Source organism: Actinomyces wuliandei (assembly GCF_004010955.1).
GTDB lineage: Bacteria > Actinomycetota > Actinomycetes > Actinomycetales > Actinomycetaceae > Actinomyces > Actinomyces wuliandei.
In genome coordinates this window covers 1,255,528-1,278,106 of record NZ_CP025227.1, presented here as the reverse complement: position 1 = coordinate 1,278,106, position 22,579 = coordinate 1,255,528, and the positions used below count along the sequence as shown (strand labels likewise).

The 22,579-nt window shown below is 70.3% G+C and carries 17 protein-coding genes and 1 pseudogene; 6 read left to right on the top strand and 12 right to left on the bottom strand.

Annotation, left to right across the window (positions count from 1 at the left end; translation table 11 throughout):
• The first annotated feature begins 249 nt into the window (after nt 1–249).
• Nucleotides 250–519, top strand: a complete 270-nt coding sequence (locus CWS50_RS05295) for a DUF7455 domain-containing protein (RefSeq protein ID WP_127841944.1) — start codon at nt 250–252, stop codon at nt 517–519.
• Nucleotides 520–782: 263 nt separating this feature from the next.
• Here CWS50_RS05295 and CWS50_RS13790 read toward each other — a convergent pair whose 3' ends face one another.
• From CWS50_RS13790 to CWS50_RS13455, 4 genes are all read right to left on the bottom strand, one after another.
• Nucleotides 783–2,339: a polymorphic toxin type 15 domain-containing protein gene (locus tag CWS50_RS13790; protein WP_127841943.1), complete on the bottom strand. Its 1,557-nt coding sequence runs from the start codon at nt 2,337–2,339 to the stop codon at nt 783–785.
• Nucleotides 2,339–2,740, bottom strand: coding sequence for a hypothetical protein (locus CWS50_RS05285; protein WP_127841942.1), 402 nt, complete (start codon nt 2,738–2,740; stop codon nt 2,339–2,341). Before CWS50_RS05285 ends, CWS50_RS13790 begins: the two co-directional genes overlap by 1 nt.
• On the bottom strand, nt 2,733–3,182 hold the full coding sequence (locus tag CWS50_RS05280; RefSeq protein ID WP_164860084.1) for a GAD-like domain-containing protein: 450 nt from the start codon (nt 3,180–3,182) through the stop codon (nt 2,733–2,735). Before CWS50_RS05280 ends, CWS50_RS05285 begins: the two co-directional genes overlap by 8 nt.
• A 367-nt stretch (nt 3,183–3,549) precedes the next feature.
• A complete protein-coding gene (locus CWS50_RS13455; RefSeq protein ID WP_127841940.1) occupies nt 3,550–5,211 on the bottom strand; it encodes an RNA polymerase sigma factor in 1,662 nt (553 codons plus the stop codon).
• Nucleotides 5,212–5,430: 219 nt separating this feature from the next.
• Between CWS50_RS13455 and CWS50_RS05270 the strand changes: the two genes are divergently transcribed.
• Nucleotides 5,431–6,585: a polyprenyl synthetase family protein gene (locus CWS50_RS05270; protein ID WP_127841939.1), complete on the top strand. Its 1,155-nt coding sequence runs from the start codon at nt 5,431–5,433 to the stop codon at nt 6,583–6,585.
• A 32-nt stretch (nt 6,586–6,617) separates the two neighbouring features.
• Nucleotides 6,618–8,234: pseudogene (gene pknB, locus CWS50_RS05265) on the top strand (Stk1 family PASTA domain-containing Ser/Thr kinase); the annotation flags it as partial.
• 87 nt (nt 8,235–8,321) lie between these two features.
• Here pknB and CWS50_RS05260 read toward each other — a convergent pair.
• From CWS50_RS05260 to CWS50_RS05250, 3 genes are all read right to left on the bottom strand, one after another.
• A complete protein-coding gene (locus CWS50_RS05260; RefSeq protein WP_127843269.1) occupies nt 8,322–9,695 on the bottom strand; it encodes a class II 3-deoxy-7-phosphoheptulonate synthase in 1,374 nt (457 codons plus the stop codon).
• A 134-nt stretch (nt 9,696–9,829) separates the two neighbouring features.
• Nucleotides 9,830–11,059 carry a pyrophosphate--fructose-6-phosphate 1-phosphotransferase gene (locus tag CWS50_RS05255; RefSeq protein WP_127841937.1) on the bottom strand — a complete coding sequence of 410 codons (1,230 nt, stop codon included), beginning with the start codon at nt 11,057–11,059 and terminating at the stop codon, nt 9,830–9,832.
• 131 nt (nt 11,060–11,190) lie between these two features.
• Entirely contained in the window at nt 11,191–12,120 is a 930-nt protein-coding gene (locus CWS50_RS05250) for a lysophospholipid acyltransferase family protein (protein WP_243118473.1), read from the bottom strand.
• 181 nt (nt 12,121–12,301) lie between these two features.
• On the opposite strand from CWS50_RS05250, the gene CWS50_RS05245 reads away from it, so the two are divergent.
• On the top strand, nt 12,302–14,029 hold the full coding sequence (locus CWS50_RS05245; RefSeq protein WP_127843268.1) for a DEDD exonuclease domain-containing protein: 1,728 nt from the start codon (nt 12,302–12,304) through the stop codon (nt 14,027–14,029).
• 18 nt (nt 14,030–14,047) lie between these two features.
• Here the strand turns inward: CWS50_RS05245 and CWS50_RS05240 are convergent, their stop codons facing one another.
• Complete coding sequence (locus CWS50_RS05240) at nt 14,048–14,488, bottom strand: hypothetical protein (protein WP_127841936.1); 441 nt, start codon at nt 14,486–14,488, stop codon at nt 14,048–14,050.
• Nucleotides 14,489–14,845: 357 nt separating this feature from the next.
• Here CWS50_RS05240 and CWS50_RS05235 point away from each other — a divergent pair, with 357 nt between their 5' ends.
• Entirely contained in the window at nt 14,846–15,469 is a 624-nt protein-coding gene (locus tag CWS50_RS05235) for a superoxide dismutase (RefSeq protein WP_127841935.1), read from the top strand.
• A 132-nt stretch (nt 15,470–15,601) separates the two neighbouring features.
• Here the strand turns inward: CWS50_RS05235 and CWS50_RS05230 are convergent, their stop codons facing one another.
• The 4 genes from CWS50_RS05230 to CWS50_RS05215 form a co-directional block, all read right to left on the bottom strand.
• On the bottom strand, nt 15,602–16,753 hold the full coding sequence (locus CWS50_RS05230) for an FKBP-type peptidyl-prolyl cis-trans isomerase (protein WP_127841934.1): 1,152 nt from the start codon (nt 16,751–16,753) through the stop codon (nt 15,602–15,604).
• An 85-nt stretch (nt 16,754–16,838) separates the two neighbouring features.
• Entirely contained in the window at nt 16,839–17,237 is a 399-nt protein-coding gene (locus CWS50_RS05225; RefSeq protein WP_127841933.1) for a HesB/IscA family protein, read from the bottom strand.
• Nucleotides 17,238–17,475: 238 nt separating this feature from the next.
• Nucleotides 17,476–19,143, bottom strand: coding sequence for an ABC-F family ATP-binding cassette domain-containing protein (locus CWS50_RS05220; protein ID WP_127841932.1), 1,668 nt, complete (start codon nt 19,141–19,143; stop codon nt 17,476–17,478).
• A gap of 16 nt (nt 19,144–19,159) precedes the next feature.
• Nucleotides 19,160–19,576 carry a hypothetical protein gene (locus tag CWS50_RS05215; RefSeq protein WP_127841931.1) on the bottom strand — a complete coding sequence of 139 codons (417 nt, stop codon included), beginning with the start codon at nt 19,574–19,576 and terminating at the stop codon, nt 19,160–19,162.
• A gap of 783 nt (nt 19,577–20,359) precedes the next feature.
• Between CWS50_RS05215 and CWS50_RS05210 the strand changes: the two genes are divergently transcribed.
• Nucleotides 20,360–22,462, top strand: a complete 2,103-nt coding sequence (locus CWS50_RS05210) for a glucose PTS transporter subunit IIA (RefSeq protein WP_127841930.1) — start codon at nt 20,360–20,362, stop codon at nt 22,460–22,462.
• Nucleotides 22,463–22,579: the final 117 nt, after the last annotated feature.

Sequence of the window (22,579 nt, the reverse complement as noted above, 5' to 3'; positions counted from 1 at the left end):
AGGGTCGAACAGGCGTTCTTCCTCGCCACAGGAAGGTGGAACGCACCCACGCTGCCGGGACCGAGCCGAGCAGTGGAAGCGTGGAGCAGGGACACCTCCGCTGGACGCCGACCCGCAGGGCGAGCCTGACGCAGGAGGTCGTCCACCGCCCGGATTCCCACCGTTCGCCGTGGGCACAGGTGCTGCGCCCGGGGCGGAAGGAGGCCTCCCGGGTAGGAGCCGCCTGGCTGGACGTGATGTCATGGGGTCATGAAGGCAACGAGCACGACCGCCTCCACCGCTACGGAGGCGACCGCGACGGCGGCCCCTGCCGCCACCACCTCCGTAGACCAGACCAGGCGTCCCCTCACGACCGCTGACCGGTGTGACGCCTGTAGTGCCCAGGCCTACGTCCGGGTGGTCCTCGCCTCCGGCGAGCTCCTCTTCTGCGCCCACCACGGCCGGGCGCACGCGGAGGCCCTGCAGGCCAGCGCCCTGTTCGTCCAGGACGAGTCCGACCGCCTCCTGTCCGAGGACTGACTGGCCCAGCCTAGTCCAGCACTGACGTCCATGGTCCCCCGGCCCAGGAGGCCGGGGGACCACTCTCATTCGGTTTCCATTTTTCCGCTTTCCGACCTTCGGGTACGTGCAGCGACGCCCCGGTGCTCCCCTGCCGTACCCGAGCCTCGCACACCGTCCCGGGGAAGGCTCGAGCAGGCCATCAGGCTCCGGGCAGGCGGGAGCGGCGGACGGGAAGGTCGGCCCTGGGCCTGCGGGGTGTGTGCGGGTGTGTGGGTCGGGTCTTAGCGGCCCAGGCCGTGGTTGCGCCTCCGGTTTCTGGTGGGGGTCTGGCGTGGGGTGCGGGGCTGGGTGGGCTGCTGGGCGGCTTGGGCGGTGATCCTGGCCAGGACCTCCTCGCGGGTCAGCGGCCGGGACGGCTGGCCCGGGGCGGGTCCTGTCCGGGTGGTGCCTGCCTGGGGCTGTGCTGGTGGTGTGCGTACGGCGGCGGTGGGCGGGTGGGGGAAGGAGGCCTCGCGCAGGCGGGCAGCGCGGGCGGCCCCGGCGGGTGCCTCCCGTGCGGCCCGGGCCTGGCGTGGGGTGTGGGGCTGGTCGCCCTGGCGGGCCGCCTGGGCCACGTGGGACGCGATGTTGGCCAGGACCTCCTCGCGGGTCAGCGGCCGGGGCGGCTGGCCCGGCCCGGCTGTGGTGGCGCCCGCCTGGGGCGGCCCGGGCGTGGTGGTGCCCGTGTGGGGTGGCCCGGGCGTGGTGGCGCCGGTGCGGGTGGGGCCTGGCCGGGGTGGCTCCGGCGACGGCTGGGTGGTGGCGGGGCCGGGCCGGTCTGGCTGGTGGGGCTGCCCGGCCCCGGGCTGGGTCGTGGCCGAGAGCACGGGCTCCTGCGCCTGGTCGGGCTCCTGTGCCCGGGCGGGTGGTGGGTGCCAGGGGGTGTGGCCGGTGGCGATGGTGGCGGCGAGGTGGCTGGGTGTCCATGGTGGCCCCCGGGGGCTGGTAGCGTTCACCTGGGCCTGGGTGCGCGGCTCCAGCACCACCTGGCCGTGGCGCAGGTCCTGGGCCAGGTCGGGGGAGCCGGTCAGCACCGCGCGCACCAGCAGGCGCACACGCGGCCTCTGGTCGGCTGGGACGGCCAGGGTGGCCTGCTCCAGGACCGTGGCCACGGGCCTGCCCTGGCCGCCGATGGAGGAGCTGACCACCCCGTGGCCCAGGGAGGGCCACCCCTCGGTGGTGGTGGCGGGCTGGGAGGGGCCGTAGGTGACCTGGTCGGACTCGTGGAGCACCACCAGCGCCCGGTCCACCTCCCGCGTCGCGGCCTGGGCGTCCTCCCAGGAGAGGCGGTGCACGTGCACCAGGTCGCCCACGACCTCCTCCATGAACTTCTTGCGCCTATTCCTGGTGGTCTTGGAGGTGGGCTGGCGGCCATGTGCCCTGTAGGCGCGGATGCCCTCCAGCAGGCGCTGCGCGCTGAGCAGGGACAGGGCGGAGAGCTGTCGGTCCAGCTGGCGGGTGAACTCAGCCACCAGGACCTGGGTGGAGTCGTGGTGGCCGGTGTGGAAGAACACCTCCACCGGCGTGGCCGAGTGCCACGCCAGCGGGCTCGCCGGTGCCGCCACGGCCCCCTCCCACACCAGCACGCTCTGCCCGCCAGCCCTGCCCGGGGTGAACATGCCAGACGCCACCAAGGCGGTACCCGCGCCCCCGCCACCGCCGCAGCCAGGGACCTGACCACCACCACCGCTGTGGTCGGGGGCCGCGCCACCACCGCTGCGGCCTGTGGGACCAGCGGCGGGGGTGGGTGGGCGCCCGTCCCTGAGCCAGCGGGGCCGGTCCCGCCAGCGCCCGGCCATCAGGACCCCTCCTGCGGTCCGCGCGCCTCCGGGCCGTGGGGACCACCGGCACCCTCACCGCTGTCGTCACCGGGGCCACCGGCGCTGCCCGACCCGTTGTCCTGGGCGCCTGTGGCGATGGTGGCGGCGACCTGTGCGGCGGCGGCGGAGAAGTCCTCCACCAGGGTGTGCTCCTGGGCCTGGGCCAGAAAAGTGAGGTGCGCGACCGCGTCCTCGATACCCACCTGGCTGGTGCTGACCCGCCCGGTGAAGCAGTAGGCCGGGGTCAGCCCGTAGACCTGGTCAGCCCCCAGGACCCCCAGGTTGTCGATGGCCCAGTCGGCCACCAGCACCCCGGTGTCGTCGTCGCCCAGGTCCTTGCGTGGCGAGTCCAGGGTGGTGGCGCCCATGCGCTCACGCATCACCGCGTCCGACATCCTGGAGGCGCTGACTGCGTCGGGACGCACCCACCCCAGGGCGGGGGTGAGGGTCAGAGCGGGGCCGGAGACCTCCCCCCCACAGCCTCATGGTCCCTGTCGCGGAGCGGGCCAGGCACCACCACCGCTGGTGGGGGAACGGTATGGCCGTGCCCCCCAGCCAGGCCTCGACCACCGGCGCCCACCGGTAGGGGTCGGTGAACCACCACCGCCCCGCCCCGAAGCCATCGAAGCCGAACCGCTCCCACAGGTGCAGCACCGAGGCAGGCAGCACCCCACCAAAGTAGCCCACGTGCTCGGCGGTGACCGGGGCACCCACACCCATCGGCGCGTACCCCTCCTTCACCAGGTCGTCCATGTTCGCGTCCACCCACTCAGGCGTGGCGCGCAGCCACGCCTCGTGCCACTCCTGCTCACTCATCCGCATGACCAAACCGTAACCCCCACCACACCACCACCACCACAACCCCCAGACCCAAGACCCACCCCAGGCACCCAACTGCCACCTACCTTCGTGACAAGCGGTCCGGAACTCGTCGACCACTTTCATCGCGGTGCCCTACCCTGAAGAGGGCAGTCAGAGGCACGACAGCTGCTGACGCAGCAATCTGACAGCGGGGCGTGCCCGATAGTAACTACCTGAGCCGCACGACCTTGACGCGGCACGCACCCCGGCCACGGTGAGCGTGACGACGTCAGCGCCTCAACCAGGCCCGGCCGCAGCCAGAGGGCCATCCCCCCGGGCTGCGGCCGGTACGTCACCTCGCCGTCGCCTCTTCGCCTAGTCCAGCTGCCTAGTCCAGGTAGTCGCGCAGCACCTGGCTGCGCGAGGGGTGGCGCAGCTTGGACATGGTCTTGGACTCGATCTGCCTGATGCGCTCCCGGGTCACCCCGTAGACCTTGCCGATCTCGTCAAGGGTCTTGGGCTGGCCGTCGGTGAGGCCGAAACGCATGGAGACCACGCCCGCCTCCCTCTCCGACAGGGTGTCCAGGACGGCGTGGAGCTGCTCCTGCAGGAGGGTGAAGCTCACCGCGTCGGCAGGGACCACGGCCTCGGAGTCCTCGATGAGGTCACCGAACTCGCTGTCGCCGTCCTCTCCCAGAGGGGTGTGCAGGGAGATCGGCTCACGCCCGTACTTCTGGACCTCGACCACCTTCTCCGGGGTCATGTCCAGCTCCACGGCCAGCTCCTCTGGCGTGGGCTCACGCCCCAGGTCCTGCAGCATCTGGCGCTGGACGCGGGCCAGTTTGTTGATGACCTCCACCATGTGGACCGGGATGCGGATGGTGCGGGCCTGGTCCGCCATGGCCCGGGTGATGGCCTGGCGGATCCACCAGGTGGCGTAGGTGGAGAACTTGAAGCCCTTGGTGTAGTCAAACTTCTCCACGGCACGGATCAGCCCCAGGTTGCCCTCCTGGATGAGGTCCAGGAACAGCATGCCGCGTCCGGTGTAGCGCTTGGCCAGCGACACCACCAGACGCAGGTTGGCCTCCAGGAGGTGGTTCTTGGCCCGCTGGCCGTCCTGGGCCACCCAGTGCAGCTCACGGCGCAGCCTGGCGGGAAGGTCATTGCCCTCCTCACTGAGACGGTACTCGGCGAACAGGCCCGCCTCAATGCGCTTGGCCAGCTCAACCTCCTGCTCGGCGTTGAGCAGAGCCACCTTGCCGATCTGCTTGAGGTAGTCCTTGACCGGATCCGCCGTGGCGCCTGCTGTCACGACGCGCTGGGCGGGCTCGTCCGCCTCGTCGCTGTCCGACACGGTGAAGGAGCCGTCCTTGTCCCCCGACCTGGAGCGTCGACCGGCCTTCTTGGCGGCAGCCTTCTCCGCCTCCTCACGACGCATCCGCTCCAGCTCCCCGGTCAGGGCGGCGATGGAGGGCTGCATCTTGATGCCCTTGATGACCCACCCCTTGAAGATGTAGCCGTTGAGGGCGAGGAACTCGCGCGCGACCATGGGCTCAGAGCCGTCCACGACAAATCGCGGCACAGGGCCGTGCCCGTAGGGAGCCAGCGTGATGGGCTCCTCAATGGTGCCGTGGCCAGCGATCTCCAGGTCCTCGACCACGGTCCGGGAGCGGATGAACAGCGTAGCCCCGGGAGCCAGCCTCACCCCCTTGAGCGAGGCAGGGGTGTTGAAAGGGTTGCGCTTGGAGCCGTCACCGTCGGTCTCGAGGGTGACGTCAAGGTAGTAGTCCCGCAGCTCGGGACGCGGCTCCTCCTGGTCGTCAGCCCCTGTGACGGCCCTGCCCTCAGGGTCCTCGGAACCCTTCCCGGGATCCACCGAGTCGTCCGCAGGGTCGTCGTCAGAGTCATCAGGACTGTCGGAGTCCTCAGAGTCCTTGTCCGGGACCTCGTCCAGGTCCTCCTCTCCCTCATCGTCAAGGTCGAAGTCATCAGCAGTCTCGTTGACGTCGTCGGTGAGCGCGACGCGGGTACGCGTCAGTGTGGAAGCCACAGGGCTCCTTTCGCGTGAGCAGGCTTACGGCAGGCAGTGGGCCACAGCCGTCAGCTGCTGCCCAACTGTCGCTACGGACAAGCAACTGACAGATTGTAGCGTTTATTCCCCAGGACGCCGCTCGGAAGACCCCGTCCCCGGCCTGCTCCCAGCCGAGGCGGGCTGGCCTCCGGGGCCTGGGCGCCTCCCCCGCACCCCCTGTCCGGCTACCCTGTGCCCATGCCTGACCTTCCCGAGCCGCTGACCGTCGTACGCGAGGCCGTGGAGTCCCGGCTCGGCCAGCTGCTGGCGGACTGCCGTCACCGGTGGGACGACCTGGGAGACGCCGGGGGGGACATGCTCGACGCGGCGTCCCAGGCTCTTGGCGGCGGCAAGCGCATGCGGGCCATCCTGGGAGCCGTCGGCACCGGCCTCCTGGCACCGCACACCCTCCGGCCCCAGGTACTGACCAGCCCCCAGTCCGTCCACCTGGCCACCGCGCTGGAGCTCTACCAGGCCAGCGCGCTGGTCCATGACGACGTCATGGACGCGGCGCCCAGGCGGCGAGGCCAGCCCGCATCCCACAGGGTGTTCGCCCGCACCCACGCGGCTAACCACTGGCTGGGAGACGCCGAGGACTTTGGTACCAGCGCGGCGATCCTCCTGGGAGACCTCCTGCTGTCGCTAGCCGGGGAGGAGATGGGACGCGCCACCGCCGTCCTCCCGCTGGCGGACACGGTCGCGGGGGAGCACGCCCGCGCGGCCTTCGACGCCATGACGACCGAGGTCGCCCTGGGCCAGTTCCTGGACGTACGCTCCCAGGCCCTGCCCCTGCCCCGGCAGGAGGACCCCCTGCGCGCCTCGGCCAGGATGCACGCCAGCTCCCTGTCAGTGGTCCGGCACAAGTCGGCCCGGTACTCCGTGCAGCACCCCCTTGTCATCGGGGCGCTCCTGGCCGGGGCACGGCCCGACTCTGCCCTCCTGGACCACCTGCGGGACTTTGGCGAGGAGATCGGTATCGCCTTCCAGCTGCGCGACGACGACCTGGGTGTCTACGGTGACCCGGCACTGACAGGCAAGCCCGCCGGGGACGACCTGCGCGAGGGCAAACGCACAGTGATGCTGGCGCTGGCTTGGGGGCGCACCGACGACGCGGGCAGGCGTGTCCTGGAGCAGGTCCTGGCCAACCGTGCGGCCGGTGAGGCCGAGATCGCCCGCGCCGCCCAGGTCATTGAGGACTGCGGTGCCCGGGCAGCCCACGAGGAGCAGATCCAGGCCCACCGGCAGGCCGGCTACCAGGCGCTGGAACGCCTGCGCGCCCAGGAGGGCCTCAGCCCTGCCTGCCTGGAGGACCTCGAGACCCTGGCCCTGGTCCTCACCGAGCGCAGTACCTGACCCCGCCTCCGCGATCATCCTAGAATCACGCCGTGGTCAAGGATCCCCTCATCGGTCGCCTGGTCGACTCTCGCTACGAGATCGTCGCCCAGGTCGCTCGTGGTGGCATGGCCACGGTCTACCGGGCGCAGGACCGGCGCCTGGACCGCGACGTCGCCCTCAAGCTCATGCATGCCCACCTGGCGGACTCCCCCGAGTTCGTCGCACGCTTCCGCCGTGAGGCTCGCGCGGCCGCGCGCCTGTCCAACCCGGGGGTGGTAGCCGTCTACGACCAGGGCAGCCTGGACGGCGTGGCCTACCTGGTCATGGAGTACGTCGAGGGCCCGAGCCTGCGGGACCTCATCGCCGCCGGCCCGCTGTCCGTCGGGGAGGCGCTGGGGCTGGTGGCCCAGGTGCTGCGCCCACTGGGGGCCGCCCACCGAGCAGGCCTGGTCCACCGCGACATCAAGCCCGAGAACGTCCTCCTGCCTGCCGACGGGGCCGTCGCCAAGGTCGCGGACTTCGGGCTGGCCCGGGCCGTCACCGAGGTGGCACAGACCACGACCGGTAACGTCCTGGGCACCGTCGCCTACCTGGCACCCGAGCTGATCACCTCCGGCGCCTCAACCGCCCGCGCCGACGTGTTCTCCGTCGGCGTCGTCCTCTACGAGCTCCTGACCGGGAGCCTGCCCTTCCACGCCGACTCCCCCATCCAGGTCGCCTTCCGCAACGTCCACGAGGATGTCCCCCTGCCTTCCACGACGGTCCCGCAGATGTCGGCCAACGTCGACGAGCTGGTACGGGCCATGACCCGGCGCGACCCCCTCCAGCGGCCCGGCGACGCCGACGCCGCCCTGACACTGCTGCGCCACGTGGCGGGAGAGCTCACCGGCTCCGACCTGTCCGTGCGTCCCGGCGGGGGCACCGGCTCAGAGCGGACCCATGAGGTCATGGCTGCCAACGCGCGCGCAGCACGCTCAGCCATGGCCGAGGCCCCCGAGCCTGACCAGGAGCGGGACACCCCCAGCGCGGGCATGCGCACCGTGTCCCTGCCAATCGGCTCCATCGGCCCCGAGCCCGCCGAAACCGGCACCCGCCAGCTCCCCCGCAGGTCCCTTCTCACGGGAGACCGGACCCAGCAGACCGTCCCCGTACCCTCAGAAGCGACCTCCCAGGACTCGGCCAGGCGCCGCTACGGCCGACGGGCGCTGCTTACCGGGGCCGGCGTCCTGGTGCTGGCAGGGGGAGGCTACGCCACCTGGTACAGGACCGTCGGTCCAGGACGGCGCATCACGGTCCCCGACATCGTGGGGATGACGCAGCAGGAGGCCCACTCCGCAGTCGAGGGCCAGGGCCTGGTCTGGGCCAGCCCAGTACGCGCCTACTCCGACACGGTGGCCGCAGGCCTGGTGATCTCCTCCACGCCGGGGGCGGGAGAGCGCGTGACCCGGGACCGGGCAGTGACAGCCGTCGTCTCCCGGGGAAGGCAGCGGGTTGACGTGCCCGACGTGGTGGGCATGAGCGAGGAGGAGGCCACGGACACGCTGGAGGAGGCGGGCCTGGGCGTGGAGGTCAGCCGTGTCCTGGGCGGCCTCCTGGGAAAGGTGCGTTCCATCGAGCCTCCGGCTGGTACCAGCGTCACGGTGGGCAGCACGGTCACCGTCACCGTGCTCTGACCGGCCCCGCACCAGCCTCTTAAGCGGCCCCTCACCAGCTCACAGGTACCACGCGCCCATGGGTCTGGTCCTGGACCGCTCCTAGCTGGTCCTGGACCGGTCCTGGAGCATCTCGGCGACCTCGAAGGCCATCTCCAGGGACTGCTGGTGGTTCAGGCGTGGGTCCACCAGGGTCTCGTAGCGCTCCGCCAGCCGCTGCTCGTCAATGTGCTCCCCGCCTCCCAGGCACTCGGTGACGTCGTCGCCGGTGAGCTCAACGTGGACTCCTCCCGGGACGGTCCCCAGGTCGCGGTGCACCTCGAAGAAGCCGCGGACCTCGTCCATGATCGTGTCGAAGCGGCGGGTCTTGTAGCCGTTGTCGGAAGTGATGGTGTTGCCGTGCATCGGGTCGGTGATCCAGGTCACCGGGCGCCCGTCGCGACGCACGGCCTCGACCAGGCCCGGCAGCACCTCACGGATACGCTCGGCGCCCATGCGGGTGATGAGGCTCAGGCGCCCCGTCTCGCCCTCGGGGTTGAGGTGGTCCATGAGGGAGGAGACCTCCTCGGGGGTCGTGGTGGGGCCGAGCTTGACCCCCACCGGGTTGCGCACCCCCTCCAGGAGGGCCACGTGGGCGTCACGCGGGCCACGGGTACGCTCCCCGACCCACAGCATGTGGGCCGAGGTGCCGTAGAGCCGACCGGTACGCGAGTCCTGCCGGATCATGGCGTCCTCATACTCCAGGAGCAGGGCCTCGTGGGCGGAGTAGAAGTCCACCTGGCGCAGGGCCTCGAAGTCCACGCCCGCCGCCTCCATGAACCGCATGGCCCGGTCGATCTCCTCGGCGAAGGACTCGAAGCGCTTGTAGGCGGGGTTGGCAGTGAACCCCCGGTTCCACAGGTGGACCTCACGCAGGTCGGCGTACCCGCCCATCGTAAAGGCCCTGACAAGGTTGAGCGTGGTGCCCGCCCGCAGGTAGGCCTCGAGCATACGGGCCGGGTCAGGGGTGCGGGCCTCGGGCGTGAAGGCGTGGTCGTTGACCGAGTCCCCCCGGTAGGAGGGCAGGGTCACGCCCTCACGGGTCTCGGTGTCCGCGCTGCGGGGCTTGGCGTACTGCCCGGCCATACGGCCGATCTTGACCACAGGGGTGGAGGCCGCGTAGGTGAGCACGGCCGCCATCTGGAGGATCGTCTGGACCTTGAGGCGGATGGAGGTGGCCGAGGTGTCGGCAAAGGACTCCGCGCAGTCACCCCCCATGAGCACGAAAGCACGCCCGTCCGCCGCAGCCGCCATCTGGCAGCGCAGGGCGTCCACCTCCCCCGCGAAGACCAGCGGAGGGCGCGAGCGCAGGTCAGCACCCACGGCATCCAAGGCAGCCGCGTCCGGGTAGACAGGCTGCTGGAAGGCAGGCCGATCCCGCCAGGCGGGGCCGTGGCTACGGGGCGCGTCAAGGTCGTTCATCACGGCAGCCAGCATAGGTGAGCCAGCTGCGCTGTCCACATGACGGCCACCTGGCGGGACACCCGGCCGTGCAGGCACGCTGCCGCGTAGGTGCCGCGCACCGTGCGGGGTCCCGCCAGGGTCGTCAGCAGGGTGGCCTACCAGCCGGGTCAGTGCTGCGCAGCCGCCTCAGCGGGCTCCACGGACTGGCCCAGGTCAGTCATGAGCTCAGTGAACCAGGACTGGGTGATGTCAAAGGGCTTGGCCCCGGCGATGCGTGGGAAGGCGATGGCGCCGAGCTCGTCGTTGTTCTCCTCGTCCTGGCCGATGACGCCGGAGACGCCGCGCAGGGCGCAGTCCACGGCATGGTCGCACATCTGCTTGATGAGGGCCAGGTCCTCCGCGTTGGCGGCAGCCGCACGCGAGTAGTAGCCGGACTTCTGGACCATGACCTTCTCCGCACCGATGAGATCGGCGAACTGCCGGGCGAACCACTGGCCAGGGTTGATGGTGTCCAGCTTGACGTGGCCGAAGGGGTCACGCTGGACCTCCTGGCCCGCAGCCTCCATCTCCGCGATGATCTCCGGGACGCCGGCGCCCTCGGACAGGAAGATGTTGACGTTGCCCTGCTCGTCCATGATGGCCTTGAGGCGCTCGGCTTCGGTGGCGATGTCCAGCCTGGCCTCGGGGACGAAGACGGCGTGGACGTCCCAGCGCTCCTTGCTCAGCCCCAGGGACGGTGCCCACTGCTTGGTCTCCAGCAGCTCGCGGTAGCGGCGGGCCGTCTCAGCGGTGAGGTAGCCGCAGTTGCGGCCCATGCACTCGTGGACGATGAGCATGCGCGGGTTGGAGCGGTGCTCGCCGATAATGTTGAAGGCGAACTCAGCGCCCTGCTCGGCCGCTGTCCACGCCCCCAGGGACTGGCGCACCGGGACGACGTCGTTGTCGATGGTCTTGGGCAGGCCAACCACGGTCAGCTCGTAGTCGTTGTCGTGGAGGTAGGCAGCCAGGTCGGCGGCGGTGGTGTTGGTGTCGTCGCCGCCAATGGTGTGCAGGACGTCCACCCCGTCCTTGCGCAGCTGCTCGGCGGCGAAGGCTAGAGGATCGACGCCCTCGGCCACCAGGCCCCGCTCCACGAGGTTCTTGGCGTTGGTCAGCTTGACGCGGGAGTTGCCAATGGGTGACCCGCCGAACTCACGCAGGATGCCCGCGTTCCTGCGGCCCTCCTCGTCAACGACGACGTAGCTGCCAGTGAGCAGGCCGTGGTACCCGTACTGGTAGGCGATGATCTCCACCTCGGGAGCGACCTGGGTGTAGCGCTCGACAAGGTCACCGACAGCGGCGGACAGGCAGGGGGCGAAGCCGCCTGCGGTCAGCAGGGCGACGCGACGGATTGACATGAGGGGCCTTTCGTAAGAGGTGAGGCGGACAGGCACATCCTAGCGTCACGGGCACAGCCCGATGCGGTCCACGGCCCTGGGGCAGGATGGCTCGCAGCAGCACGGGGCGGCCGGGCAGGGAGCCAGAGGCCTCACTCCGGCGCAGGAGGTTCCTCTGCGGAAGAGGAGCCTCCCCCAGGAGCAGAAGAGGCGTCCTGCTGCCCTGAGCGGCCGACCTCGTCCTGGCTCTCCTCGGTCTCCCCCTGGTCCTCTTGCGGGGGCAGGGGCACCTCGACGTCGGGGGCGGGACGCCCACCGGGAGCCGCCACCGGGGCGGCCGAGGGGCGGGCCTGCGCCTGAGCAGCCAGCATCTGGGTGACCACCTCCTCGGCGGTCTTCTTCTCCGCGTCCATGGCGTTCTTGACGTCCGCCGCGTAGAGGTCCACGTACTCCTGGCCTGACAGTGCCATGAGGGCGTACATGATCTCGTCAGTGATCGAGCGCAGGACGAACCGGTCGTTCTCCAGGCCCTGGTAGCGGGAGAAGTCCAGGGGCTCGCCGATGACGATGCCCACCCGGTGGCGGGTGGAGGGGATGGCCTGGCCGATGGGCTGGGCCAGGTTGGAGCCGATCATAGCCACAGGCACCACCGGCGCACCGGTGGCCAGGGCGACGCGCGCCACCCCCGTCTTGCCCCGGTAGAGCCGACCGTCAGGGCTGCGCGTGCCCTCGGGGTAGATGCCGAACAGCTCCCCGGAGCGCAGCCGGTCGATGCCCGCCTGGAGCGCAGCCTGTGAGGCCTTGCCACCGCTGCGGTCCACCGGGATCGTCCCCACCGTCGTCATGAAGCGCCTCACGGCCCAGCCCCTGAGCCCTTTCCCGGTGAAGTAGTCAGCCTTGCCGATGAAGGCGACCTCACGGTCCACCAGCAGCGGCAGGAAGAAGGAGTCGATGACCGCCAGGTGGTTGGAGGCCAGGATGGCGGCACCCTCGGCAGGGATGTTCTCCTCCCCCCGGATCCACGGCTGGTAGAGCATCTCCAGGGCAGGGCCGACTGCAACCTTGATGGGTCCGTATCCCACGGGGCCTCCTGAGATCTGCTGACGGGCGTACCCGTGGTGGACGTCGGGACGATGCCAACGGATGGCGAAGATCGTAACGGAAGTCTAACCTCGCCGCGTGAGCACAGCCGTCCCCGAAGAGCCTGACCACGGGGCAGGCCCGCCCTGGCGGGGGCGCGGTGAGCAGGCAAGCCTCACGGACATGGGCACACCCCTGCGGGAGGTGACCTTCGTCGTCGTCGACCTTGAGACTACCGGCGCGCCCCCGGGCGCGCACGCCCTGACGGAGATCGGCGCCCTCAAGGTGCGCGGCGGCAAGGTGCTGTCCCGCTTCTCCACGCTGGTCAACCCCGGAGCCGCCGTGCCGCCGCAGATCACCGCGCTCACCGGCATCACCAACGCCATGCTTGTCGACGCCCCAGGGGTGGGTCCCTGCCTGGAGGGCTTCCTGTCGTGGGCCGGGCTGGGCCCCGACGACGCAGGCCGCACCTGTCCCGACGCCCCCCGCAGCGTCGGCACGGGACGCAGCACAGGCACAGTACTGGTCGCCCACAACGCCCGCTTCGACATCGGCCACCTACGCGGTGCCGCCAGGGCGCTGGGTATCGGGTGGACCGAGCCCCGTGTCCTGGACACCCTTGCCCTGGCACGCAAGGCGTGGCCGCGCGGCGAGGTTGCCAACCACAGGCTGTCCACCCTGGCCGCCCTCGTCGGCTCCCCGACCCGCCCCACCCACAGGGCGTTGGACGACGCGAGCGCTACTGCTGACGTCCTCCACGCCGCCCTGGAGGTCCTGGCTCCCCTCGGGGTGACGCACCTGGAGGACCTCGCCACCGCTACCGACCCGGTGCCCGCCCGCCGACGGGCCAGGTCGCGGCTCGCCAAGGGCCTGCCCACCACCCCCGGGGTCTACCAGCTCTGCTCTGCCACCGGAGAGGTGCTCTACGTGGGCAGTACCGTCAACCTGCACCGGCGGGTCCGCTCCTACTTCACAGCGGCAGAGAGGCGCCCCCGGGTCACCCGGGTCCTGGACACGACCGCTGAGGTGCGTCACGTCCCCACACCGACTCTCCTGGAGGCGCGGGCACGTGAGCTGAGGCTCATCGCCGAGCTCGACCCTGTGGCCAACCGTCGCTCACGAGCACCACGCAGGCAGCCCTGGCTGCACCTGGTGTCAGGCCCTGAGCCCCACCTGGCGCTGACAACCGTGCTGCCCCTCCACGAGGTCGGCTACGCCGTCGGCCCCTTCTGGTCACGCAGAAGCGCGCAGGAGGCCCTGCGGGCCGCAGAGTCGGTGCTGCGGCTGCGACACTGGGACGACCGTGCCCAGGGAAACGGCGCAGGGCGGTCCACGGCGAGTGAGCCCCTGACGGGCCAGGCATCGGACAGAGCCGTCAGGGCCGCCTCCTTCCTGTCCGGCCAGGCCGACCTGGTCGCCACCGAGGTGCTGGAGCGCGTGAGGCACCTGGCACAGGCTCAGCGGTACGAGGAGGCGGGAACCTGGACACGCCGCCTGCGCAGCCTGCTGCAGGCTGCGCTGCGGGCTGAACGTGCCCGCCCGCTGCTGACCTGCCCCCACCTCGTTGCCGCCCGGCCCCGCGAGCACGGCGGCTGGGAGCTGGTAGCGGTGCGGTGGGGCATGCTCGCGGGCTCCCTGGTCACGCCCCGGGGCGCTGACCCTCGTCCGGGCGTGGCCGCGCTGCGCAGCAGCGCCAGGGTCGTCAGCCAGCCCACCCTGGTGGGGCAGCAGGCCAGCGTGGAGGAGACCCTGCTGCTGGCCGACTGGGTGCTGGAGGCCGGGGCACGACTGGTCGAGGTTGACGGGGATCCGCAGGCCCTGTCCTGGCCAGCCGCCTCCGCCGCCCGCTACAGCAAGGTCCTCCACGCCGACCTCCACCCCGCCGACGACAGGCCCCGCCACCGCAGGTAGTAGCGGGCCGACAAGACCCTACCCGGCAGGAACCACGGTGCCACGGCGCGCCGTCAGCGCCCTGGCCACCCCCTCCTGCAGGCTCAGCGGGTCCAGGGGGCGGGGGACCACGACCTCGGCCTTGGCCCAGGCAGCCAGCCAGCTGTCCTGCGGCCTGGCCGTCAGCAGCACCACCGGGGGACGCTGGTCGCTCTCGATGAACAGCTCGTGAGCCAGCCCCATGCCGCCCAGCTTCCTGGCCTCCGCGTCAAGGACCAGGGCGTCAAAGGGTGCGAGCCCCTCCTCCTCCCGGTCACGGAGCGCCAGCCTGACCCCCTCGGCGGTGGCGGCCTCCTTCCAGGTCACCAGGGGCAGCCCCCGGGCGGGGCGGCGCCCGACACCTTCAATAACCTCGCGGCGCACCGTGGCGTCGTCGGAGAACACGAGGAGCTCGAGGCGGGCGTCTGCCTGGTCAGTCATGAGGTCCTCCCTCTCAGTTGCTTCTCTGCGGCTGCCTGGCACCAGGGTCAGTCAAGTCACCCTGGTCAGTGATCAACAGGTTGATCAGCGGCACGACCAGCGACCTGACTTTCCGCGCTGAGTGTAATCCTACTGGGTCCTCCTGTCCGCCCACGGCACGGACGCCTACCATGGCCACTGTCCGGGACCTCAGTCCTAAGGCTGTTCCGAGGCAGTCCTAGAACCAGGCCGATCCGGTCCAGAGCCCCTGCTGCGGGCCTGCGCACCAGCCGCCTCCAGCCCTGTCGCGGACTCGGGGGCCTGAGGCGGACCCTGGCAGGCCCGTAAGCCGCACCGTCCCACGAAAGGCACTCCACGATGACCGTCTACACCCTCCCTGAGCTCCCCTACGACTACGCCGCCCTGGAGCCCCACATCTCCGGCAGGATCATGGAGCTCCACCACGACAGGCACCACGCCGCCTATGTCGCTGGCGCCAACGCTGCCCTGGAGGCCCTGGCTGCTGCCCGGGAGGCCGGTGACCTGGGCGCAGTCAACCTGTGGGAGAAGAACCTGGCCTTCAACCTCGGCGGCCACGTCAACCACTCGGTGTTCTGGCAGAACCTCTCCCCCCACGGCGGAGGCGAGCCCGAGGGCGAGCTGGCAGCAGCCATCAACGACTCCTTCGGCTCCTTTGCCGCCTTCCAGGCCCACTTCACCGCGACCGCGCTGGGCATCCAGGGCAGCGGCTGGGCAGTCCTGGCCTACGACTCCGTCTCCGGCGGCCTGGTAGTCTTCCAGCTCTTCGATCAGCAGGGCAACATCCCCGTCGGCACCATCCCCCTGTTCATGGTCGACATGTGGGAGCACGCCTTCTACCTGGACTACCTCAACGTCAAGGCCGACTACGTCAAGGCCATCTGGAGCATCGCCAGCTGGGAGGACGTCTCGCAGCGCCTGTCTGACGCGGTCGCCAGGTCCCAGGGCCTCATCGTGCGCTGACAGCATGCCTGTAACACCTGTGACAGTGGTCCCCGGGCAGCCAGCCCGGGGACCACGTGCTTTTTTGTGCTACTTCGTGCAGCAGTCAGCCCGCACCGCCACCTGTCCCTGCGGCCGCACCCCGCAGGCTGGTCAGAGGACCGCCTCAATGTCCATGACGAAGGCGACCGCCTCCCGCCCCAGAGACTCGTCCCCTGGCCTGAGGACCACAACCCGGGAGCCCTGGGGAATCCCGACCAGCCCGCCCAGGTCGGAGGTAGCGATCGAGACAGGCCTCGGTGCCCCGTCCTCCCAGGTGGAGCTCCCCGTGTCCTCCCCACCGGACCAGGCGGCCGCAGCAATATTGACGACGATCGTCGAGGTCCCGGCCACAGGCTGCCCGGCTCCCCTGGCCAGGACGAGGTATTCCGGCTCCGTCGGCTCAGGCGCGTCCGGACTGACCGACACGGTCACCGGGGAACCCAGGTCACCCTCGACGGCGACGCCCCGCTGGGCCAGCTCGTCCTCACCTTCCATGACGGCGTCCTCGGTCGAGCCCACGACGGACTGAGGGTCCAGCGTGTCCACGACCTCCACCACGAACACGAGCGGGCCCGTGGGGCCTCCGCCGGAGGACGCCTCCTCCTCGCCGTAGGCAAGGTCTGCGGGGACCGACATCAGGACGCGGTCACCCACGTGGTGGCCCGCCAGGCCGCAGCGCCACCCGACGATCACCTGCTGGAGGGACAGGACCAAGGGCTGCCCCTGCCCCGGAACCTCCGAGGCCTCTGCGGTCTCCTGACCAGCAGCCTCGCCAGGGGCAGTGTCCTCCCCGCCGTCCTCAGTGCCGCCGGAGGCAGAGTCCTGGGTGTCCTGGGCGTCCTGCGTCCCGGTCCCGTAGGAGGAGTCAAAGGTGGCGTCGGAGTCCCACTGCCACCCTGCGTAGCCGACCGTCACCAGGTCCGTCTCAGTGACCTCGGCCCCGTCGCCCTCCTCCAGAGTCGCCACCGTGAGGTTCTCCGGAGCCGCCTCCCCGCTCCACGTCACCGTGGGAAGCGTGCCTACCTCGCCCTCCACGGTGGGCAGGGCCGGGGAGTCGGAGTCGATCGTCAGGGCGGAGCAGTCAGCCGGCTCCCCCTGGCCTCCGGTCGCCGAGGCGGTACCAGGGTCGGTACTGGTGGCGCTGGCGCTGTTGAGAACAGGGTCGGCACTGTCCGCCGAGCCCTGGCACCCGGCCAGGGCCAGCCAGCCCACCAGGACCAGGGCGGCCAGCGCCCGTGGGAGGGTCAGGGATGTGCGGCGCACACAGGCTCCTTGGTTGTGAGGACAGCGGCAGCCCCGACGGCCGCTCCGCTACCGGGAGCACCCGGGGACGAGCCCGCCAGACGGGTCAGTGGAAGGACTCCCCGCAGGCGCAGGTACCAGCGGCGTTAGGGTTGTCGATGGTGAAGCCCTGCTTCTCGATGGAGTCAGCGAAGTCTATCGTGGCCCCGGACAGGTAGGGCGCGCTCATACGGTCCACGACAACGTCAACCGAAGCCAAGGACGCGCTACCGGTGTCAAAGGAGCGCACGGCGTCGCCGTCAAGAAGACGCTCGTCAAAGTAGAGCTGGTACACCAGACCGGAGCAGCCGCCGGGCTGGACCGCCACACGCAGCCGCAGGTCATCGCGCCCCTCCTGGGTCAGGAGGCTGGCAACCTTGGCAGCAGCACCCTCAGTCAGGAGGACCTCGTGCTGCGCAGCCTCAGCACCCTCGGTCGGCGCCTCAGCCACCGTGGTCTCAGCCATGTCATTCCCCTTCCTCGCTGTATGGCACATCAGCCCGGCCCCTCCAGGACCGTGCTTGACAGGCCTGCCAGGGCGAACACCACGCGCGCCCGCGTTGTTCCCCATCCAGCCTACGCGACCGCAGGAGACCTCTTTGTGTGAGTGACCTCACCACTGGCTTGCCACGTGTGGCTGCGACGGCCTGTGCCCCGCCCTGGAAGGCCCACAGGGCCCTGGTCGCCTGAGTCCCTGAGTCACGTCAGGCCAGGGCCACAAGCTCCATGTACTCTTCGCCCCACAGGTCCTCGTCCCCCTCTGGCAGCAGGAGGACCCGCTGCGGCTCCAGGGCATGGACAGCCCCCTCGTCGTGCGTCACCAGGACCACGGCGCCCTCGAAGCCCCGCAGGGCGCGCAGCACCTCCTCACGGCTGGCCGGGTCCAGGTTGTTGGTGGGCTCGTCCAGCAGCAGCACGTTGGCGGAGGAGACCACGAGCATGGCCAGGGCGAGGCGGGTCTTCTCCCCTCCGGAGAGCACGCGGGAGGGCTTGTCGGCGTCAGCCCCGGAGAACAGGAAGGAGCCCAGGACGCTGCGCACCTGGGTGTCGTCCATTCCTGGTGCCGCACGCCTGAGGTTGCCCACCACGGTGTCCTGGGTGTCGATGGTCTCGTGCTCCTGGGCGTAGTAGCCGATCCTGAGCCCGTGGCCAGCCACCACCTGGCCTGCGTCGGCCTGCTCGACCCCGGCCAGGACACGCAGCAGGGTGGTCTTGCCGGCGCCGTTGAGCCCCAGGACCACCACCCGGCTGCTGCGGTCCACAGCCAGATCGACTCCGGCGAAGACCTCCAGGGAGCCGTAGGCCTTGGACAGCCCTGACGCGCGCAACGGCGTCCTGCCGCAGGGTGCTGGGTCCGGGAACCGCAGGTGGGCCACCTTCTCCACCTGGTGCTCCTCCTCCAGCCCGGCCAGGAGACGGTCAGCCCGCCTGAGCATCTGCTGGGCAGCAACGGCCTTGGTGGCCTTGGCCCGCATCTTCTCCCCCTGCGCCCGCAGGGCCGCAGCCTTCTTCTCCACGTTGGCACGCTCCCGACGGCGCCGGTGCTCGTCGTCAGAGCGCTGAGTGAGGTAGGCGTCCCATCCCAGGTTGTAGACGTCGAGCACACCACGCCCCGCGTCCAGGTGCATCACCTGGTTGACGGTGTCCCGCAAAAGCGCGACGTCGTGGCTGATGACCACGAAGCCTCCGGAGTAGGAGCGCAGGTGGTCACGCAGCCACAGCACGGAGTCGTGGTCGAGGTGGTTGGTGGGCTCGTCCAGCAGGAGGGTGTCCGGGCGCTGGAACAGGACGCGCGCCAACTCGACACGTCGACGCTGACCACCGGAGAGCACACCCACCGGCTGGTCCAGGACCCGGTCGGGCAGGCCCAGTGCCGCAGCAATACGAGCCGCCTCCGAGGCGGCGGCATACCCCCCGGCCACGGTGAACTCGTGGTCCAGCCTGGAGTAGCGCTCCAGTGCCCGGGCCTGAGCCTGGCCCTCGGTGGAGGCGATGCGCTCCTCGGCCCTGCGGATACGCCTCAGCAACGCGTCGATACCTCGGGCGGAGAGGATGCGCTCACGCGCCTTCTGGTCCAGGTCCCCGACCTTGGTGTCCTGAGGCAGGTAGCCCACAGAGCCGTGGCAGGTGATCGTCCCCTCGTGCTCGACAGCCTCCAGCCCGTGGCGCTCGTCGGCGTCGGCCGCTGCCTGGCCAGCCCCTTGGGCGACGGCGGCGGCGGCCAGCAGCTTGGTCATGGTGGTCTTGCCTGCCCCGTTACGCCCCACCAGGCCCGCGCGCGTCCCCGCACCGACCCGGAAGCTGGCTGAGCCGACGAGCTGTCTGGCACCGATACGCATGGTGAGGTCCTGGACGTTGATCACGGCCGTCATGCTACGGCCCACCGCGTCAGTCCCACCACAGCCACCACCCCTGCGCCCCGCCTGCCCACTCTGGACGCGTGGGCAGGACCTCGTCCGGCCCGCACCGCGCGTCGAGTCGGCAGCGCCGGGCGACAGCCCGCCACAGGGACTCACACTGGCAGCCCGGGCCGTGACGCTCGTCCACCTCGTAGCCCGCAAGATCGGTGTCCCCGACCCACACAGCCTCCACGGAGAGCCGCTCGTCCTGGCGCTGGGGACCGATACCGTAGCCGCTGAGGCGCACGGTGCCGTCGGCGCGGGCACAGGCTGCCAGCAGGGCTCCCAGGCACGGAGCCCGGTTCTGACGGTCCGACAGCGCTCTGCCTGGCAGGACCGACAGCAGCTCGCGCGCCGTGGCGGCATCCAGGCCCCTGAAAGGGACGTAGTCCTCAGCAGGGACCACAGCAGCGACGCCGCACCTATTGCCCCGCCCTGGCACTCTTCGGGCTCCATCCCCAGCCTGCCAGGCCCCTCCCACAGTCCCAGGCCCGCACCAGCCAGGCCCGGCAGACGCAAAGTGCTCCACCGTTCCCGCAGGCGCGCGGAGCAGGGCAGGCGGGACCCACGGGGACAGCAGCGCCCACACCCCGGTCTCGACGCTCCAGCCCCGCGGGCCGTAGAGGCCCTGGGCACCGCCGGGCGGTGCCGGAGCGGGGGACACCGAACCCGGCGGCGTCGAACCAGGCGACGTCAGGCCGGGCGGCACTTGTCTGCGGGTCATTGGTTCTCCTCGTCACGTCCTCATCTTGTCTCGCCGATGTGGCCCGCCGCCCCAGACCCGTCCACGCAGCAGGAGCCGGGCACGCACGGCACCGGGGTACCACCGGGGCGCCACGCAGACACGGCAGTACCACCACAGCGGCTGCAGGCACCGGCCTCACGATGTGGCAGACGTCCCCTCCTCCGCCACCGGTGCCGCCACGACATGTGGATACAGCGGAGCGAGCCGGGAACGAGAAGCGCCGGTGGACAGCTGTTGAAACGTGCACAATCCAGCTGCTCCAGCTGCTCCAGCCCCTGCAACCTCATTAAGAAACAACATGGGAAGTGGCATCCGTGCCACCAGCGGCGTTAACCTCGTGCCACCGTCACTGTCGGCGGTCCCAGCAGATCGGCGGGCACCGTCGGCCTCGTGGACCCCTGTCCCGGGCGTCAGGTTGTACCCGTTCACTTCGAAAGGCCACGCATGGCAACTACCACGTCCACACCGGAGATGATTCTTGACGCCGTGGGCGGCGCCGAGAACATCACCCACCTCACCCACTGCGCCACGCGCCTGCGCTTCGAGCTCGTCGACGCCTCAGTGGTCGACAAGGCCGCCGTGGAGGCTATCCCCGGCGTCATGGGCGCTGTTCCGCAGTCCGGCGACCGCTACCAGATCGTCATTGGCGGGGCCGTCCAGGGCGTCTACGACGAGATCATGAACCTGCCCGCCATGACGTCGGGCGGCGCCTCCTCCGGGAAGTCGGACGCTGACGTCAAGGCAGCGGCCCGCGCCAAGGCCCGCGGCAAGAACGCCCTCGTGGACGCGTTCTTCGAGTACCTCTCCGACTCCTTCCGCCCCCTGCTGCCAGTGCTACTGGGCACCTCCCTCATCATCGCGGGCGAGGCAGTGCTGGAGGCCCTCGGCTACATCGACACCCGGGCTGAGGTCAAGCCCGCCTCGCTCGCCTTCGTGGACGCGATGTTCCGGTCGGTGTTCTACTTCCTGCCGATCATGGTGGCCTACAACGCCTCCAAGAAGCTCAATATCGACCCCTGGGTGGGAACCGCAGTCATGGCGGCTCTGCTCACGCCCAACTTCATCGCCATGGGCGACCCGGAGCTGACGCGCAACGTCACCTGCACTGTCAACCAGACGCTGAACACCAAGATGTGCACCGCCAACGTCTTCGGGCTGCCCATGCAGCTCCAGGACTACGGCGGGCAGGTCTTCGTCCCGCTCATGATGGTGGCGGTCCTGGCCGTTGTCTACAAGCAGCTGGTCAAGATCGTCCCGAGCAACGTCCAGATGGTCTTTGTCCCCTTCCTCTCCTTCATCATCATGATGCCGGTGACGGCCTTCCTCATCGGCCCGCTGGGCGTGTGGGTCGGCACGGCCCTGGGGACGGGGCTGGCGTGGCTCAACGGCACCGCCCCTATTGTCTTCGCCATCGTCATCCCGCTGCTCTACCCGTTCCTGGTCCCGCTGGGCCTGCACTGGCCGCTCAACGCGATCATGATCGCCAACATCAACACCCTGGGCTACGACTTCATCCAGGGCCCCATGGGTACCTGGAACTTCGCCTGCTTCGGCGCCACGGCCGCCGTGCTCCTGTGGGCTGTGCGTGACAAGGACAAGGAGATGCGCCAGACTGCCACCGGCGCACTGGCGGCCGGACTGTTCGGCGGTATCTCCGAGCCCAGCCTCTACGGTATCCACCTGCGCTTCAAGCGCATCTACCCGCTCATGCTCGTGGGCTGTGCTGTAGGCGGCCTCATCGTGGGTCTGGGCGGCGGCGTGGACGCCAGCACCTTCGCCTTCACCTCGCTGCTGACCATCCCGATCTTCAGCCCCATGGCCCTGTACGCCATTGCCATCGCCGCGGCCTTCGGGACGTCCTTCGCCCTCATCGCCGTCTTCGGCTACCGCACCAAGGAGGAGCGCGCCGAGGCCCTGGCCGCCGCTGGCGTGGTCGAGGCCGACCCTGCGGAGACCGCCGCCGACCTGGCCCTGGAGAAGCAGGCCGCTGCCGCCTCCGCCCAGCCCGGCGACCCGCAGGAGAAGACTGATCAGGGCCAGCCCAAGTCGGCACTGGTACCTGGCACGGTCACCGAGATCGTCTCCCCGCTGAGCGGCACCGTCATCCCCCTGGACCAGGTGGCTGACCCTGTGTTCTCCACCGGCGCCGTGGGTCCGGGCGCGGGCATCGAGCCGGGAGGGGACCCGGGCGAGCAGATTGTGGTGACCGCTCCCGCCGCAGGCACGATCCTCGTGGCACCAGAGTCCGGCCACGCCTACGGCATCGCCCTGGACAGCGGCGTGGAGATCCTCATCCACGTGGGCCTGGACACGGTGAACCTGGAGGGCAAGGGCTTTGACGTCAAGGTCTCCCAGGGAGACCGGGTCGAGGCCGGCACCGAGCTGGTACGGGTGGACCGCGCCGTCGTGGAAGAGGCGGGCTATCCGCTCACGACCCCGGTGCTGGTCACCAACGCTGCCTCCTTCGCCTCCGTCGAGGTCGCGGCCACGGGCGAGGTGGCCACAGGCGCGGTACTGCTGCGGGTCACTGCCCCTGACGAGGGCTGACACCTCCCAGCCCTGACCTGGCACTGCCCAGAGACCCCGGACCTCGTGCTCCCCTACCACGGCAACACCGCTGGTCGGGGAGCACGAGGTCATGCGGCGGTCCTACGAGACCCTGTG